This window comes from Nocardia sp. TBRC8007 (assembly GCF_056629435.1).
Genome location: NZ_JBWSOR010000002.1, coordinates 123977 through 137890 on the forward strand (window position 1 = coordinate 123977; position 13914 = coordinate 137890).

Genomic DNA, 13914 nt, shown 5'->3' on the forward strand with positions numbered 1-13914 from the left:
GCTTCTTGGGCTGTGCGATGTGTGTAGCCGGTACCTTAGGTCAATGTTCTCGAAAGTCTTGGTTGCCAACCGTGGCGAGATCGCTATCCGAGCCTTCCGTGCGGCGTATGAACTCGGCATCGGGACCGTCGCCGTGTTTCCCTACGAGGATCGCAATTCGTTCCACCGGCTGAAGGCGGACGAGTCGTACCAGATCGGCGAGCCGGGCCATCCCGTCCGGGCGTATCTATCCATCGACGCGATCGTCGAGGCAGCCAAGTCGGCGGGGGCTGATGCGGTCTATCCGGGTTACGGATTTCTCTCGGAGAATCCGGAGCTGGCTGCGGCCTGCGCACGCGCGGGCATCACTTTTGTCGGCCCTTCCGCCGATGTGCTCGAACTCGCGGGCAACAAAGCACGCGCCATCGCCGCGGCCGAAGCGGCGGGCCTGCCGGTACTGCGTTCCAGCGCTCCGTCGTCGGACGCGGATGAATTGATCGTCGCGTCGCGGGATCTGGAGTACCCGATATTCGTCAAGGCGGTGGCAGGCGGTGGCGGGCGCGGTATGCGCCGAGTCGCCACGGCCGACCAGTTACGTGAATCGATCGAGGCGGCCTCGCGTGAGGCGGAGTCGGCATTCGGCGACCCCACTGTGTTCCTGGAACAGGCGGTAGTCAACCCGCGCCACATCGAGGTGCAGATCCTGGCCGATCAGCACGGCAATGTGATGCACTTGTTCGAGCGGGACTGTTCGGTGCAACGCCGCCACCAGAAGGTGATCGAGCTCGCGCCTGCGCCGAATCTGGACCCTGGGCTGCGTGATCGGATCTGTGCCGACGCGGTAGCTTTCGCGCGGCAGATCGGCTACTCCTGCGCGGGCACCGTCGAATTCTTGCTCGATGAGCGCGGCAATCATGTCTTCATCGAGATGAACCCACGCATCCAAGTCGAACACACGGTGACCGAAGAGATCACCGATGTGGACCTGGTGCAATCGCAGCTGCGTATCGCCGCGGGCGAAACACTGGAGCAGTTGGGCTTGAGTCAGGAGTCGGTCACTATTCGCGGCGCCGCGCTGCAGTGTCGGATCACCACCGAGAACCCGGCCAACGGATTCCGTCCGGACACCGGGAGGATCACTGCTTACCGCACGCCGGGTGGCGCGGGTATCCGTCTCGACGGCGGGGCGAACCTCGGCGCGGAGATCGGGGCCTACTTCGATTCGATGATGGTCAAGCTCACTTGTCGCGGTCATAGCTTCGGCGTGGCGCTCGCGCGGGCGAGCCGGGCGCTGGCGGAGTTCCGTATCCGGGGCGTGGCCACCAACATCCCGTTCCTGCTCGCAGTGCTCGATGATCCCGACTTCAAGGCGGGTCGGCTGACCACATCGTTCATCGATGAGCGTCCACAGCTGCTCACCTTGCGTGGTTCGGCCGACCGTGGCACCAAAATCCTCAGCTACTTGGCCGATGTCACCGTCAACAAGCCGCACGGGGAGCGGCCGACTGCGGTGTATCCGCACGACAAACTGCCTTCGATCGATCTGAGCGCGCCACCGCCGCCCGGCTCCAGGCAGCGGCTGTTGCGGCTGGGACCGGAGGGTTTCGCGCGGGGCTTGCGCGAGCAGCGGGCGGTCGGAGTCACCGATACCACCTTCCGAGACGCGCACCAGTCGCTGCTGGCCACCCGGGTGCGCACCAATGGTCTACTCGGGGTAGCCGGGCACGTGGCGCGGATGACACCGGAATTGTTGTCCATCGAGGCATGGGGCGGCGCTACCTACGACGTGGCCCTGCGCTTTCTGTACGAGGACCCGTGGGAGCGGCTTGTCGCGCTGCGCGAAGCAGTGCCGAACATCTGTCTGCAGATGCTGCTGCGCGGACGCAATACGGTGGGTTACACGCCCTATCCGGAACAGGTGACCCGCGCGTTCGTCCAGGAAGCTACCAGGACCGGTATTGATATTTTCCGCATCTTCGACGCGCTCAACAATGTCGACCAGATGCGCCCGGCGATCGACGCGGTACGCGAAACCGGCACGGCTGTCGCGGAAGTCGCGATGAGTTACACCGGCGACCTGGCCGATCCGGACGAGTCGCTCTACACCCTCGACTACTACCTGAAGCTGGCCGAACAGATCGTCGATGCGGGCGCGCATGTGCTCGCCATCAAGGACATGGCTGGTCTGCTGCGCGCACCTGCCGCGATCAGGCTGGTCACCGCATTGCGGAGCAACTTCGACCTGCCGGTGCATGTGCACACCCACGACACTCCCGGCGGTCAGCTGGCGACCTATCTGGCCGCCTGGCAGGCGGGTGCGGACGCGGTGGACGGAGCCAGCGCTGCGATGGCAGGGACTACCAGCCAGCCCGCGTTGTCGGCGATCGTCGCGGCCGCTGCGCACAGCGCCTACGACACCGGTCTGAACCTGCAGAATGTCTGCGATCTGGAGCCGTACTGGGAAGCGCTGCGTAAGGTGTACGCGCCCTTCGAGTCCGGACTGCCCGCACCTACTGGCCGGGTCTATACTCACGAAATCCCCGGTGGCCAGCTGTCCAACTTGCGGCAGCAGGCGATTGCGCTCGGCCTCGGTGACCGGTTCGAGGAGATCGAGTCGAAGTACGCCGCGGCGGATCGGTTGCTGGGACGTCTGGTCAAGGTCACCCCCTCGTCGAAGGTTGTCGGTGATCTGGCGCTGGCGCTGGTCGGCACCGGTGTCGGCATCGAGGATTTCGCCGCCGATCCCGGCCGTTACGACTTACCGGATTCGGTGATCGGTTTCCTGCGTGGCGAGCTCGGCACCCCCGCGGGTGGTTGGCCCGAGCCGTTCCGCAGCAAGGCGTTGGCAGGCCGTACGGCGGCGAAGCCGGAGACGCCGTTGACTCCGGCGGACGAGGCGGGGCTCGCAGGTACATCCAAGGAGCGCCGAGCGACGCTGAACCGATTACTGTTTCCCGGTCCTACCGCTGAATTCCTCGCCCACCGCGAGCAGTATGGTGATACTTCCGGGCTGTCGACCAACCAGTTCCTCTACGGTCTGCGCCGTGGGGAGGAGCATCGGGTTCAGCTGGGAAGGGGCGTCACCCTGCTCATCGGTCTGGAAGCTATTTCGGAGCCGGACGAGCGCGGGATGCGTACGGTGATGTGCATCCTGAATGGGCAGCTGCGCCCGATCGCGGTGCGTGACCGCTCCATCGCAGGAGAGATTCCGGTCGCGGAGAAAGCCGACAAAGCCAATACGGGCCATATCGCCGCGCCGTTCGCCGGCGTGGTGACACTCGCCGTGTCCGAAGGTGATGAGGTCGCGGCAGGCGATACCATCGGCACCATCGAGGCGATGAAGATGGAAGCGGCGATCACTGCGCCACGCGCAGGCATTGTCGGCCGGGTCGCGATCGGTTCTCTGCAGCAGGTCGAAGGCGGCGATCTGCTGATCGAACTGACAATGCCCGAACATCGGGAGCGCTCTGTCCGATGACGCGGATCGTCGCGGGGACAGCGGGTGGCAGGCGCCTCCGGGTACCACCCGCAGGCACCCGTCCGACGTCGGACCGGGTGCGGGAGGCTCTGTTCAGCGCCTTGGACGCCCGGTTGGATTTCGTGGGTACCCGAGTACTCGATCTGTATGCGGGCTCCGGTGCGCTCGGGCTGGAGGCACTCTCGCGTGGCGCCGAGCACGCTCTGCTCGTCGAGTCCGACCGTAGGGCAGCCGAGGTAGTGCGTGGCAATATCGCTGACCTCGGATTGTCTGGCGCCGAGCTGCGGGTCGCGACGGTGGCGAGCGTGCTGCGATCGGGTGGGACGACGGAGAGCTTCGATGTGGTTTTCTCCGACCCGCCATACGCGGTGGACGATGCTGCTGTGCTGACAGACCTGCACGCGCTGGTCGAGCGTGGCTGGCTGCGTCCCGGAGCCCTGGTCGTCGTGGAGCGCTCCGCGCGTTCGCCCGAAATCATGTGGCCCGCAGGACTTGCTCCGACCGCATCGCGCCGATATGGCGAAACACGCATCGATCTGGCTGAATTCGATCCGAACGGATAAGCGTTGCCCGTCCACTGCTGCCGGGCTGTCGGGTCGGTGCTAGCGTCGGCTCATGGCAGGAGCGCTGTGCCCCGGGTCCTTCGACCCCGTGACCTATGGACATCTCGACGTATTCACTCGGGCGGCGGCCCAGTTCGACGAGATCATCATCACCGTCATGATCAACAAGAACAAGCAGGGTATGTTCAGTGTCGAGGAGCGCATCGAGATGCTGCGCGAATCCATCGCCCATCTGGGCAATGTCCGGGTGGAGTCGTGGCACGGCCTGCTCGTCGACTTCGCCCGCGACCAAGGCATCACTGCTATTGTCAAGGGCTTGCGCGATGCGGGTGACTTCGGCTACGAGCTGCAGATGGCGCAGATGAACAAGAAACTCTCCGGAGTGGACACCTTCTTCATCGCCACCAACCCCTCATTCAGCTTCTTGTCCAGCTCTCTGGTCAAAGAGGTCGCTGCGTTCGGTGGCGACGTCACCGATATGCTGCCCCCCTCGGTGCGTAAACGGATGCTCGATCGTCTCGCTGAACGTCAGCGCTGACACCCAGCGCCCTTCGGCATCCCGGACGCCGGGAGAACTCAGAAGACCAAGCCGCGTAACGCCAGAAAACGCATGCCTCCGACTGCGGCACTGATAACCAGGACCGCAGTCGCCTGCGCGGTATCACCGAGGCCTGGGGCCCACATACCGAGAGCGGCCAGTGCCACGGTTGTGATGCCCAGACCGACCAGTGCCAGCCCACCGCCTTCCCACTGCGCGGTGAACCAGCCGATCCGATCTGCGGCGTGGAAGGTGAGCTGGCGGTGTAGTTCGTTGGCGATCATGGTGCTGACAATGGAACCGACGATATTGGCCGTCAGCGGGCCGACGCTGTGCATAACGAAGAACAGCAGTACGTAGGCGACGTTGCTCGATCCCCCGACGAGGGCGAAACGGATCAATTGAGCCAAGGCGCGGTCGCCGCGCAAATACCGGGTCAGCTGTGCCAGCCGGTCCGTGACCGGTGTGGTGCGCGGTACCGGATGAGGTCCATACCACGGCACCCCGTACCACGGCACCCCGTACCACGGCACGAGGTAGCTGGTGGAGCGTGCTCCCCTCAGTCGAGGCAGTCCCAGAGCAGTCATCGTCTTTCCGATCGAACACGAGCCGTCGGCCGGGGCAACGGCGGTGGTCATCGCTGTCCCCGTCGCTTCTCGGCGAGTTCCGTTTGTAGCGCACGCCCAGCGATCGCTCGGCGTCGGAGCTTGTCGACACTCGACGGGTGGTGTCCGTTCCTCTGGCTGTTTTGCTTTCGGGCCGCGTCGTCCGCGATCCCGGGATCCGCGGGCGATGTCGCAGAGCTTGGTCGACCTCCCCGACGAATGTAGCATGAAGCGGAGAATTAATCTCCACTTGGTTGTTGTGGCGTGCAAGACATCGGCACGACACACCGGAAAGTGCTCGGTGCGGGTTGTGGTGCGGGGCACACTGAGCGTTGGTGGGGAGCCTCACCGTGAGTCCGCAGAAGGGTAGTGAGCATGTATCGCGTATTCGAAGCGCTCGACGAACTGGTCGCCATCGTCGAAGAGGCGCGCGGCATCCCACCCACCCGTAGCTGCATCGTGCCACGCGGCGATGTGCTCGAACTACTCGATGATGTCCGCGACGCCCTGCCGGGGGAACTGGACGACGCGCAGGATGTACTCGATCACCGGGACAAGATCGTTTCTGACGCCCGGACTTCGGCCGAGGTCACGGTGCGAGGTGCCAACGAGCAGGCCGAGCGTACTATCGGGACGGCTCGCGATGAGGCTGACCGGATCTTGGCCGATGCCAAGGCCCACGCTGATCGTATGGTCGCCGAAGCCAGCGCACACGCTGATCGCTTGGTCACCTCCGCACAGGAGGAGGCCGAGCGCGTGATGGTCGAGGGCAACGCCGAATACGAGGCGGTGACCGGCCGGGCCCGCGCCGAGTCGGAACGGATGGTCGAGACAGGGAAGGCTGCCTACGAGCGCTCTGTCGCCGAGGGGCTTGCCGAGCAGGAGCGGATGGTCGCGCAGGCCGAGGTGGTGCGTGTCGCGCATGCCGAGTCGGCAAAGGTGATCGACGCCGCACATGCGGAAGCCGATCGGTTGCGCGAAGAATGTGATCACTACGTCGACTCCAGGCTGGCCGATTTCGAGGAGACGCTCAACAGTGTGCTGCGTACGGTCGGGCGCGGGCGTCATCAGTTGCGGGTCGAAACGGGAGCGCCTGACTATGCCACTGAATTCCGGAGGTAGCGATTTCGTCGACAACGAAGAGGAACGGTTGACTCCTTTGGAGAGAACCGCATGGTCGCGTACTGTTGAGTGGCTGCCCATAGTCCCCGATCGTGAGCGAGTTCGTGATGTCCGCCGGTTTCACACCGCGTTCCCAGTCGGCTGGGCGCCGACCGCTGGACGCGGGTTTCATGCTGGACACCCGCAGCCTCGGCCACAGGCCGGGAACCATGCGCGAGCTGTACCGCGCCGTGACCACGCAGGAGCGGATCGGTCTGGAGCTGATCGCCGTTCCCCTGGGGGCGCGGGTGGAGCTCGACCTGCGGTTGCAAGCGGTGTCCGAGGGGGTGTTGGTCACCGGAACGGTGTCCGCGCCGACTGAGGGGGAATGCTCGCGCTGCCTGGAGCCGTTCGTCGGCGAGGTGGATGTACAACTCACCGAGTTGTTCGCCTACCCGGACAGTGCCACCGAACAGACCACCGAAGACGACGAGATATACCGCATGCTCGACGACACCATCGACCTGGAGCCTGTGGTGATCGATGCGTTCGGCTTGGAGCTTCCGCTCCGGCCGCTGTGCACTCCGGATTGCGTCGGGCTGTGCTCGGAATGCGGAGTACGGATGGCGATTGCAGGATCCGGACACAAGCATGAGATACTGGATCCCCGCTGGGCCGGGCTGGCGGAATTCACCTCCGGATCGCCCGGCGTAGGCAGCTCCGACGAAGGTGCGGCCGACCGAGACCATTGAATCAAGACCGATCAGCCGAAACGGCGAGCCAATCAGGACAGAGGAGAAGTAGTCGTGGCCGTTCCCAAGCGCCGGATGTCCCGTTCCAACACCAGGTCGCGGCGCAGCCAATGGAAGGCCACCGCGCCGACCCTGATCACCTGCCCTAATCGTGCTTGTGGTGAGAAGACCCTGCCGCACATCGCCTGCCCGTCCTGCGGCACCTACAAGGGCCGCCAGGTCACCGCCGCGATCTGATTTCGAGCTGTCGTAGCGACGTGACCGACGAAAACGACTCGTCCGGTGTGCATGCGAGCCTGCTTGCCGCACTGGGCGTCGACGTACAGCCAGATCTGTTACGCCTTGCGCTGACACATCGGTCGTACGCATACGAGAACGGTGGCCTGCCGACGAATGAACGACTCGAGTTCCTCGGCGACTCCGTTCTCGGGCTGAGCATCACCGAGCGGCTGTATCACGAACATCCCGGCAAGTCCGAGGGCGAGCTGGCCAAGCTACGCGCGAGTGTGGTGAACATGCGCGCGCTCGCGGAGGTCGCGCGTGGCCTCGGGGAAGGCGGCCTCGGAGCGCATCTGCTATTGGGCAAAGGTGAGGAGCTCACCGGCGGCCGGAACAAGGAGAGCATCCTCGCCGACGGTATGGAGTCGCTACTCGGTGCCGTGCACCTGCAGCACGGCATCGAGGTGGCGCGCGCAGTGGTGTTGCGGCTGTTCGCCGAGTTGCTCGAGCGTGGCCCGCGCATGGGCGCCGGCCTGGACTGGAAGACGAGTCTGCAGGAGCTGACCGCAGAGCGTGGCCTCGGCGTGCCCAGCTATGAGATCACCTCGACCGGTCCGGATCACGACAAGGAATTCACCGCGACCACGGTGGTCGGTGGCCGAGCTTACGGGCAGGGTATCGGTCGATCCAAGAAGGAAGCCGAGCAGAAGGCCGCGGGTGCCGCCTATACGGTGTTGACCGCTGAAACCTGACGTGCCTGAGCTTCCCGAGGTCGAAGTTGTTCGCCGCGGACTTGCCGAGTACGTGGTCGGCTGCGTGGTGGAATCGGTGGTGATCACCCATCCGCGTTCGGTGCGCCGCCATCTCGGCGGTTCCGCCGATCTTGCCGCACGATTGACTGGGCTGAAGGTCGAATCGGCCGCGCGGCGTGGCAAGTTCCTCTGGTTGACCTTCGGCGACCAGGAAGACGCTTTGGTCGTGCATCTGGGGATGAGTGGTCAGATGCTGGTTCGGTCGGTGGACGCACCGCTGGAGAAACACGCCCATATCCGCGCTGCCCTCGGTAACGGTACCGAGCTGCGTTTCGTCGATCAGCGCACTTTCGGTGGCTGGGCGCTCGCACCGCTGGTCGAAGTAGACAGAACACTCGTGCCGGAGTCGGTAGCGCACATCGCCCGTGACCCGCTGGACCCGCGGTTCGACATCGAATCCGTGGTCGCGGTCATCCGAGGCAAGCCGAGCGAGGTCAAACGTGTTCTGCTCGATCAGTGCGTCGTCTCCGGCATCGGTAATATTTACGCTGACGAGGCGCTCTGGCGCGCTGGAATCCACGGTGGCCGACCGGCTGCCGGGCTGTCCGGGCCCGCTGTGCGGAGGTTGCTCGCCGAGGTCGGCGCGGTGATGGCGGAAGCGCTCGCCGCGGGCGGTACATCCTTCGACGCGCTTTATGTGAACGTCAACGGCCAGTCCGGTTATTTCGAGCGCTCTCTTGCCGTCTACGGCAGGGAGAACGAGCCGTGTAGCCAGTGTGGCGCGGCGATCATTCGGGAGCGGTTCATGAATCGATCGTCTTATTCCTGCCCGCGTTGCCAACCTGAGTCTCGCCGTCGCTAGTACCGGCGAGCTACCGTTTCCTCAGGCGGCTCGGAATGCTACTCGGCCGTGAGGAAGGAAGCATGCGCAAGCTCACGTCTTCTCGATCATCGCAACTGGCTCGGGGTGCTGAACTATGCGAAAACTCACCTATTACGTAGCGTCGACCATTGATGGATTCATCGCCACCGAAGAGGGCTCCGTCGACTTCTTCCCGGTCGGCGGCGATCACGGCCCGGCGATCAACGCGCAGTACCCGGAGACACTGCCGACCAAGGTGCGGGAAGCGATCGGGGTCGAGGCGCGCAATCGCTACTTCGACACCGTGCTGATGGGACGTAAGACACACGACTTCGGGGTACGTACCGGCACTTCGAGCCCGTATGCCCATCTGCGGCAGTTCGTCGTGTCGACCACCCTGCCCGAGAGCCCCGATCCGGCCGTGGAACTGATCTCCGGAGATCTTATCGAAAAGGTCCGCACGCTCAAGCGGGAGCGTGGGCTGGGCATCTGGTTGTGTGGCGGCGGACAACTGGCACAGGCGCTGCTTCCGGAGATCGATCAGATATTCCTCAAGCTGTACCCGATCGTGCTCGGCCGTGGCCGCCCGCTGTTCGATTCGGGACCACGGCTGCCGGAACCGGCCAGATTCCGGGTGATCACCAGCACGGTGTTCGAGGACGGGGTGGCTGTCGTGAAGTACAGCCGAATCCGGTAGCCCGGTGCTCGATTTCGCCCTGCTCGCTGCGGTAAGGATTGTCGGAAGGTGGCGGTGTCGTAGTCGCACCGGCTCACGGATCGCGCCATCTAGTCAGGGGCCACCCGCAGCCTATTCGGCGAAATGATAGTCGTTTCCACACCGGATACGATTACTGGGTGCGCTGAGGAGGGTTCGCGTGATCCGGCTCGGATCTTTCGCCCGCTCGTGGGACGGGTACGGCTCGGCCTTTCGATCGGCTTCGACTGTGGTGCGAACGGGATACCGTCCCAACGACGTTCGCTGGACCATACGCTGTCGAGCGCGTACTCGGTGTCCGCGTCGTCGTGACCGCGGGGTGGGACTCCAGGGTTGTCATCGCCGGTTGACACGCTGGTCCAAGCGGCGTTCGTCCCCGGCGCGGTAGATGAAGCGCGCTGGCCGGAGCGGGTAAAGCGGGCTACCGGACTACCCAGCGGTCGCTGAATGAACGCTGGATGCGGCGATTTTTCCCGAACTGTTTGGTTTGATCGAACCAGTTTGAGGTACCTCCCCAAGTGGCCCCCCTGATCATGCCGGACGCGTGACCAGGCCAACCAAGCCCCATGGACGGCGGTGCAGCACGGTCTTCACCCCGCCGCGGCGGCCACTAGTTCAGTTCGGCACCCGGTGCTCCGAGTGCTGGGTGGATGCGAGTGCTACTGGTTGTCCCTGGAAGGAGGGTCATGAGCGCGGTTTCGGCGCAGAAGGTGTCGTCCGATCTGTCGATGGCGTCGTCCGACTATCTGCAGATAGATCATTCCAGCGGTCCGTTTCGCATTGCGATGGTGGTGCCGCCGTATTTCGATGTTCCCCCCAAGGCGTACGGCGGTGTCGAGGCAGTGGTCGCCGATCTGGTCGACGCCTTGGTCGACCGTGGTCACGACATAACCTTGCTCGGCGCGGGGGAGTCGGGCACCAAGGCCAAGTTCTTACCAGTGTGGGATCGCGCAGTGCCTGAGCGACTCGGAGAGCCGTTCCCCGAAGTCGTGCACGCGTTGCGAGTGCGCCGCGCGATCGAGGAGCTCGTCGCGACAGCAGGCGTGGACCTGGTACACGATCACACCTTCGCCGGCCCGCTCAACGCGTTCGCTTTCCAGCAGCTCGGCCTGCCTACGGTGCTGACTGTGCACGGGCCGATAGAGGCCGATATCTACCGCTACTACCATGACCTGGGTGATGAGGTGGCGCTGGTAGCGATCAGCGACCGGCAGCGCGAGCTCGCCTCGGGCTTGAATTGGTCTGGGCGCGTGCACAATGCGTTGAACGTCGACGACTGGCCGTTTCGTGTGGAAAAGGACGATTACGCCTTGTTCCTCGGTCGGTTCAACGAGTGCAAGGCTCCGCATTTGGCGTTGGAGGCCGCGCATGCCGCAGGTATCCCGCTGGTGCTTGCCGGTAAATGCAGCGAACGCAGCGAGCAAGCATACTTCGAGGAGAAGGTGCGGCCGCTGTTGACCGACAACGATCATCTGTTCGGCCTCGCCGATGCCTCGGCCAAGCGTAAGCTACTCGCCAACGCGCGTTGCCTGTTGTTCCCGGTCCGTTGGGAGGAACCATTCGGCATGGTGATGATCGAATCCATGGTTTGCGGCACACCGGTGGTTGCGTTGCGTGGTGGGGCGGTGTCCGAGGTGATCGTCGATGGCACGACCGGTCGGGTCTGCGACGATCCCGCCGAGCTGCCCGAAGCCATCGAAGCGGTCCGGGCGATGGACCCGATCGCATGCCGGGCCCATGTACAGGCGAAATTCGGCTCCGATACTCTCGGTTTCGGTTATGAGCAGGTGTATCGCAGGTTGTTGCGAGCCAAGAAACGGTTCGGTGCGGTACCGATCGATGCCACGACGTCGACCGCTACAACGATCAGAGTCGCGGCGAGCGGATTGGTGTGACCGGTAGACCTTCGAATCCTGCCCCCCTGAATTCCGGCGAACCGACCGGGTTCGGGGGGTGTGGCTCGGTGACTCTGGTCGAGGGGGGCACATTCTGTTTGTCGAACCGGCTCGGCGATGTCGAACCGGGCAAGCCACACGGATTGTTCTTCCGGGACGCGCGGGTGCTGTCCCGCTGGGAACTATTGGTGAACGGCAGGCCCGCCGAGCCGCTTTCGGTGCTGAGCCCAGAGGCGTTCGCCGCCAGGTTCGTGTTGCGCAGACCGCCGCAGGCGGGTCTGGCCGACAGCACGCTGCTGGTGGTGCGCGAACGGATTGTCGCCGATGGCATGCATGAGCTGCTCACTCTGGAGAATATGGGGCGCGAGCCCACGGCAGTACTACTGGAGCTGCACGTGGACGCGGATTTCATCGATCTGTTCGCGGTGAAGGAAGGGCGGGCAGGGAACACGAGGGCCGATGTAACGGTCGCGGACAGCGAGCTGGTGCTGCACGATTATGCCGATCGTAGCCGGGGAATCTCGATCTCGACCACGGTGGAAGCAGAGGTATTGCCGGGCACGATGATCTGGCGGGTGATCGTACCGGTCGGCGAGTGCTGGCAGACTGAGATCATCGCGCAGCCGACATTGGGTAACCAGCGTTTTCAGGCTGTTGCCCCTGGTGCGCATTACGGAGCCAGCGCACCGGGCCGCAAGATCGAAGCATGGCGTGACAACGCCACTGATATCGCCGCATCCGATCCGGTGCTCACTCGGATACTGCGTCGTACCGAAAGCGACCTGGGTGCGTTGCAGATCCACGACGAATCCAGTGAGGCTCGACCGTTCGTCGCCGCGGGTGCTCCGTGGTTCATGACCCTGTTCGGTCGAGACAGCCTGCTCACCGCATGGATGGCATTACCATTGGCAGTCGATCTGGCACTGGGCACATTACAGCAGCTGGCGGAACTGCAAGGTCAAGAAGTCAATCCTCTTACCGAGGAGGAACCGGGACGTATCATGCACGAGATGCGTCGTGGTCCGGCGGGCGGGCAGGTGCTCGGTGGCAATATCTACTACGGAAGCGCGGATGCCACACCGTTGTTCGTGATGTTGCTTGCCGAATGCCATCGCTGGGGTGCGGACCCGGAAGCGATCAAGCTGCTGTTGCCCGCTGCCGATGCCGCGCTGCATTGGATCACCGACTACGGCGATCGCGATGGCGACGGTTTTATCGAATACCGCCGTGCGACCGACCGTGGTCTGATCAATCAGGGATGGAAGGACAGCTTCGACGGAATCAATCATGCTACCGGACATCTCGCCGAAACCCCCATCGCACTGTGCGAAGTCCAGGGATATGTGCATGCGGCATTGCTGGCCAGGGCCGAGCTGGCGGACGCTTTCGACGAGCCACGATCCGCCGGGCAGCTTCGTGAGCGCGCGGAGGTATTGCGCGGTAAATTCGCCGAGCAGTTCTGGTTACCCGACCGTGGCTGGTACGCCGTGGCGCTGGATGGGAGCAAGCGTCAGGTCGACGCACTGACCAGTAATGCGGCGCACTGCTTGTGGTCGGGCATCGCTAGTGACGAGCACGCGGCAGAATTGATTCTGCACATGGCGGGTCCGGAGATGGATTCCGGATTCGGATTGCGCACCCTGGCATCGAATATGGGTGCCTACAATCCGATGAGCTACCACTGCGGTTCGGTTTGGCCGCACGATACGGCGATCGCGGTAGCCGGTCTGTTGCGCTATCGGCACCTGCCCGGCGCGGTCGAACTGGCGACGCAGCTGGCCATCGGCTTACTGGATGCCGCAGCGGTGTTCGATGGACGGCTACCGGAGTTGTTCTGCGGTTTTCCGCGGTCGCGTTTCGCCACACCGGTGCCATATCCAACCTCGTGCTCTCCGCAGGCATGGGCGAGCGCTGCGCCGCTGCTGCTGGTACGAGCGTTTCTTGGGCTCGATCCCGATGCCCCGACCAGGACGCTTACCGCGCGTCCGCAGCTCCCGGCGCATTGGGGCAGGGTCTCGCTGCGAGCGTTGCGGCTGGGTGCCATCACTGTCGATCTGGAGGCGGAGGGCACGCAGATCACCGCTGCGCGTCTTCCCGATGACTGGCGTCTGGTATCTCGATGACGTAGTCCGTGCGAGCCGATGAGCCTTCTCGCACTGATACGCAGGCATAGGAGGTGCGTGATGCGGACATCACTGGATACACGAGACCTGTGGCGGACGCAGTACCGGGACTGCCACGCGGAGCCCACGACGGATCTCGACTTGGACCGCGCATTGTTCATTCGTAGCGTGCACGCTGGACACGGCCCGGAGTGTCGCCAGTACCTCGCGGCCGCGGCCTATTGCCTCGATCACGCAGACAGCGGCTGATTCTCGGTTCCCGCTCTCCGTGGCGGGCGTGGAGAGCGCATATCCACCCAGTGGTATCGCCTACCGCGGCACAGTCGGCGACC

13 protein-coding genes are annotated in these 13914 nt (G+C 64.1%); 12 read left to right on the forward strand and 1 reads right to left on the reverse strand.

All coding sequences use genetic code 11. The annotated features are described in order from the left end of the window. The first annotated feature begins 43 nt into the window (after nucleotides 1-43). Genes ACX4ZE_RS03195 through coaD form a run of 3 tightly spaced genes read left to right on the forward strand, consistent with a single transcriptional unit; the run spans nucleotide 44 to nucleotide 4558 of the window. Nucleotides 44-3457, forward strand: coding sequence for a pyruvate carboxylase (locus ACX4ZE_RS03195; RefSeq protein WP_480271755.1), 3414 nt, complete (start codon nucleotides 44-46; stop codon nucleotides 3455-3457). Next, entirely contained in the window at nucleotides 3454-4020 is a 567-nt protein-coding gene (gene rsmD / locus ACX4ZE_RS03200) for a 16S rRNA (guanine(966)-N(2))-methyltransferase RsmD (RefSeq protein ID WP_480271756.1), read from the forward strand. The genes ACX4ZE_RS03195 and rsmD overlap by 4 nt, the downstream gene beginning before the upstream one ends. A gap of 52 nt (nucleotides 4021-4072) precedes the next feature. After that, on the forward strand, nucleotides 4073-4558 hold the full coding sequence (gene coaD, locus ACX4ZE_RS03205; RefSeq protein ID WP_480271757.1) for a pantetheine-phosphate adenylyltransferase: 486 nt from the start codon (nucleotides 4073-4075) through the stop codon (nucleotides 4556-4558). A 38-nt stretch (nucleotides 4559-4596) separates the two neighbouring features. On the opposite strand, the gene ACX4ZE_RS03210 is transcribed toward coaD, so the two are convergent. Next, nucleotides 4597-5145 (reverse strand): GtrA family protein, encoded by a 549-nt coding sequence (locus ACX4ZE_RS03210; RefSeq protein WP_480271943.1) that lies wholly within the window; start codon nucleotides 5143-5145, stop codon nucleotides 4597-4599. Nucleotides 5146-5538: 393 nt separating this feature from the next. On the opposite strand from ACX4ZE_RS03210, the gene ACX4ZE_RS03215 reads away from it, so the two are divergent. The 9 genes from ACX4ZE_RS03215 to ACX4ZE_RS03255 all read left to right on the forward strand — a co-directional run bounded on the left by ACX4ZE_RS03215 (nucleotide 5539) and on the right by ACX4ZE_RS03255 (nucleotide 13831). Further along, the gene (locus ACX4ZE_RS03215; protein ID WP_480271758.1) at nucleotides 5539-6285 is read left to right on the forward strand and encodes a DivIVA domain-containing protein; all 747 of its coding nucleotides are present in this window, start codon (nucleotides 5539-5541) and stop codon (nucleotides 6283-6285) included. A 107-nt stretch (nucleotides 6286-6392) separates the two neighbouring features. Next, the gene (locus ACX4ZE_RS03220; RefSeq protein WP_480271944.1) at nucleotides 6393-7016 is read left to right on the forward strand and encodes a YceD family protein; all 624 of its coding nucleotides are present in this window, start codon (nucleotides 6393-6395) and stop codon (nucleotides 7014-7016) included. Between the two features lie 54 nt (nucleotides 7017-7070). Further along, complete coding sequence (gene rpmF, locus ACX4ZE_RS03225) at nucleotides 7071-7253, forward strand: 50S ribosomal protein L32 (protein WP_480271759.1); 183 nt, start codon at nucleotides 7071-7073, stop codon at nucleotides 7251-7253. A 20-nt stretch (nucleotides 7254-7273) separates the two neighbouring features. Next, a complete protein-coding gene (rnc, locus tag ACX4ZE_RS03230; protein WP_480271760.1) occupies nucleotides 7274-7987 on the forward strand; it encodes a ribonuclease III in 714 nt (237 codons plus the stop codon). A 1-nt stretch (nucleotide 7988) separates the two neighbouring features. Further along, the gene (gene mutM, locus ACX4ZE_RS03235; protein WP_480271761.1) at nucleotides 7989-8849 is read left to right on the forward strand and encodes a bifunctional DNA-formamidopyrimidine glycosylase/DNA-(apurinic or apyrimidinic site) lyase; all 861 of its coding nucleotides are present in this window, start codon (nucleotides 7989-7991) and stop codon (nucleotides 8847-8849) included. A gap of 115 nt (nucleotides 8850-8964) precedes the next feature. Continuing rightward, entirely contained in the window at nucleotides 8965-9546 is a 582-nt protein-coding gene (locus ACX4ZE_RS03240; protein ID WP_480271762.1) for a dihydrofolate reductase family protein, read from the forward strand. Nucleotides 9547-10292: 746 nt separating this feature from the next. Further along, nucleotides 10293-11459, forward strand: coding sequence for a glycosyltransferase family 4 protein (locus ACX4ZE_RS03245; RefSeq protein ID WP_480271945.1), 1167 nt, complete (start codon nucleotides 10293-10295; stop codon nucleotides 11457-11459). After that, nucleotides 11456-13582: an amylo-alpha-1,6-glucosidase gene (locus tag ACX4ZE_RS03250; RefSeq protein ID WP_480271763.1), complete on the forward strand. Its 2127-nt coding sequence runs from the start codon at nucleotides 11456-11458 to the stop codon at nucleotides 13580-13582. Before ACX4ZE_RS03245 ends, ACX4ZE_RS03250 begins: the two co-directional genes overlap by 4 nt. A 60-nt stretch (nucleotides 13583-13642) precedes the next feature. Beyond that, entirely contained in the window at nucleotides 13643-13831 is a 189-nt protein-coding gene (locus tag ACX4ZE_RS03255) for a hypothetical protein (protein ID WP_480271764.1), read from the forward strand. Nucleotides 13832-13914: the final 83 nt, after the last annotated feature.

Bases quoted from the DNA above. Each gene is read 5' to 3' on its own strand.
- rsmD (WP_480271756.1), top strand. From the start codon at position 3,454: ATGACGCGGATCGTCGCGGGGACAGCGGGTGGCAGGCGCCTCCGGGTA.
- ACX4ZE_RS03245 (WP_480271945.1), top strand. From the start codon at position 10,293: ATGGCGTCGTCCGACTATCTGCAGATAGATCATTCCAGCGGTCCGTTT.
- ACX4ZE_RS03215 (WP_480271758.1), top strand. From the start codon at position 5,539: ATGTATCGCGTATTCGAAGCGCTCGACGAACTGGTCGCCATCGTCGAA.
- ACX4ZE_RS03195 (WP_480271755.1), top strand. From the start codon at position 44: ATGTTCTCGAAAGTCTTGGTTGCCAACCGTGGCGAGATCGCTATCCGA.
- ACX4ZE_RS03210 (WP_480271943.1), bottom strand. From the start codon at position 5,145: ATGACTGCTCTGGGACTGCCTCGACTGAGGGGAGCACGCTCCACCAGC.
- ACX4ZE_RS03255 (WP_480271764.1), top strand. From the start codon at position 13,643: ATGCGGACATCACTGGATACACGAGACCTGTGGCGGACGCAGTACCGG.
- ACX4ZE_RS03240 (WP_480271762.1), top strand. From the start codon at position 8,965: ATGCGAAAACTCACCTATTACGTAGCGTCGACCATTGATGGATTCATC.
- coaD (WP_480271757.1), top strand. From the start codon at position 4,073: ATGGCAGGAGCGCTGTGCCCCGGGTCCTTCGACCCCGTGACCTATGGA.
- ACX4ZE_RS03220 (WP_480271944.1), top strand. From the start codon at position 6,393: ATGTCCGCCGGTTTCACACCGCGTTCCCAGTCGGCTGGGCGCCGACCG.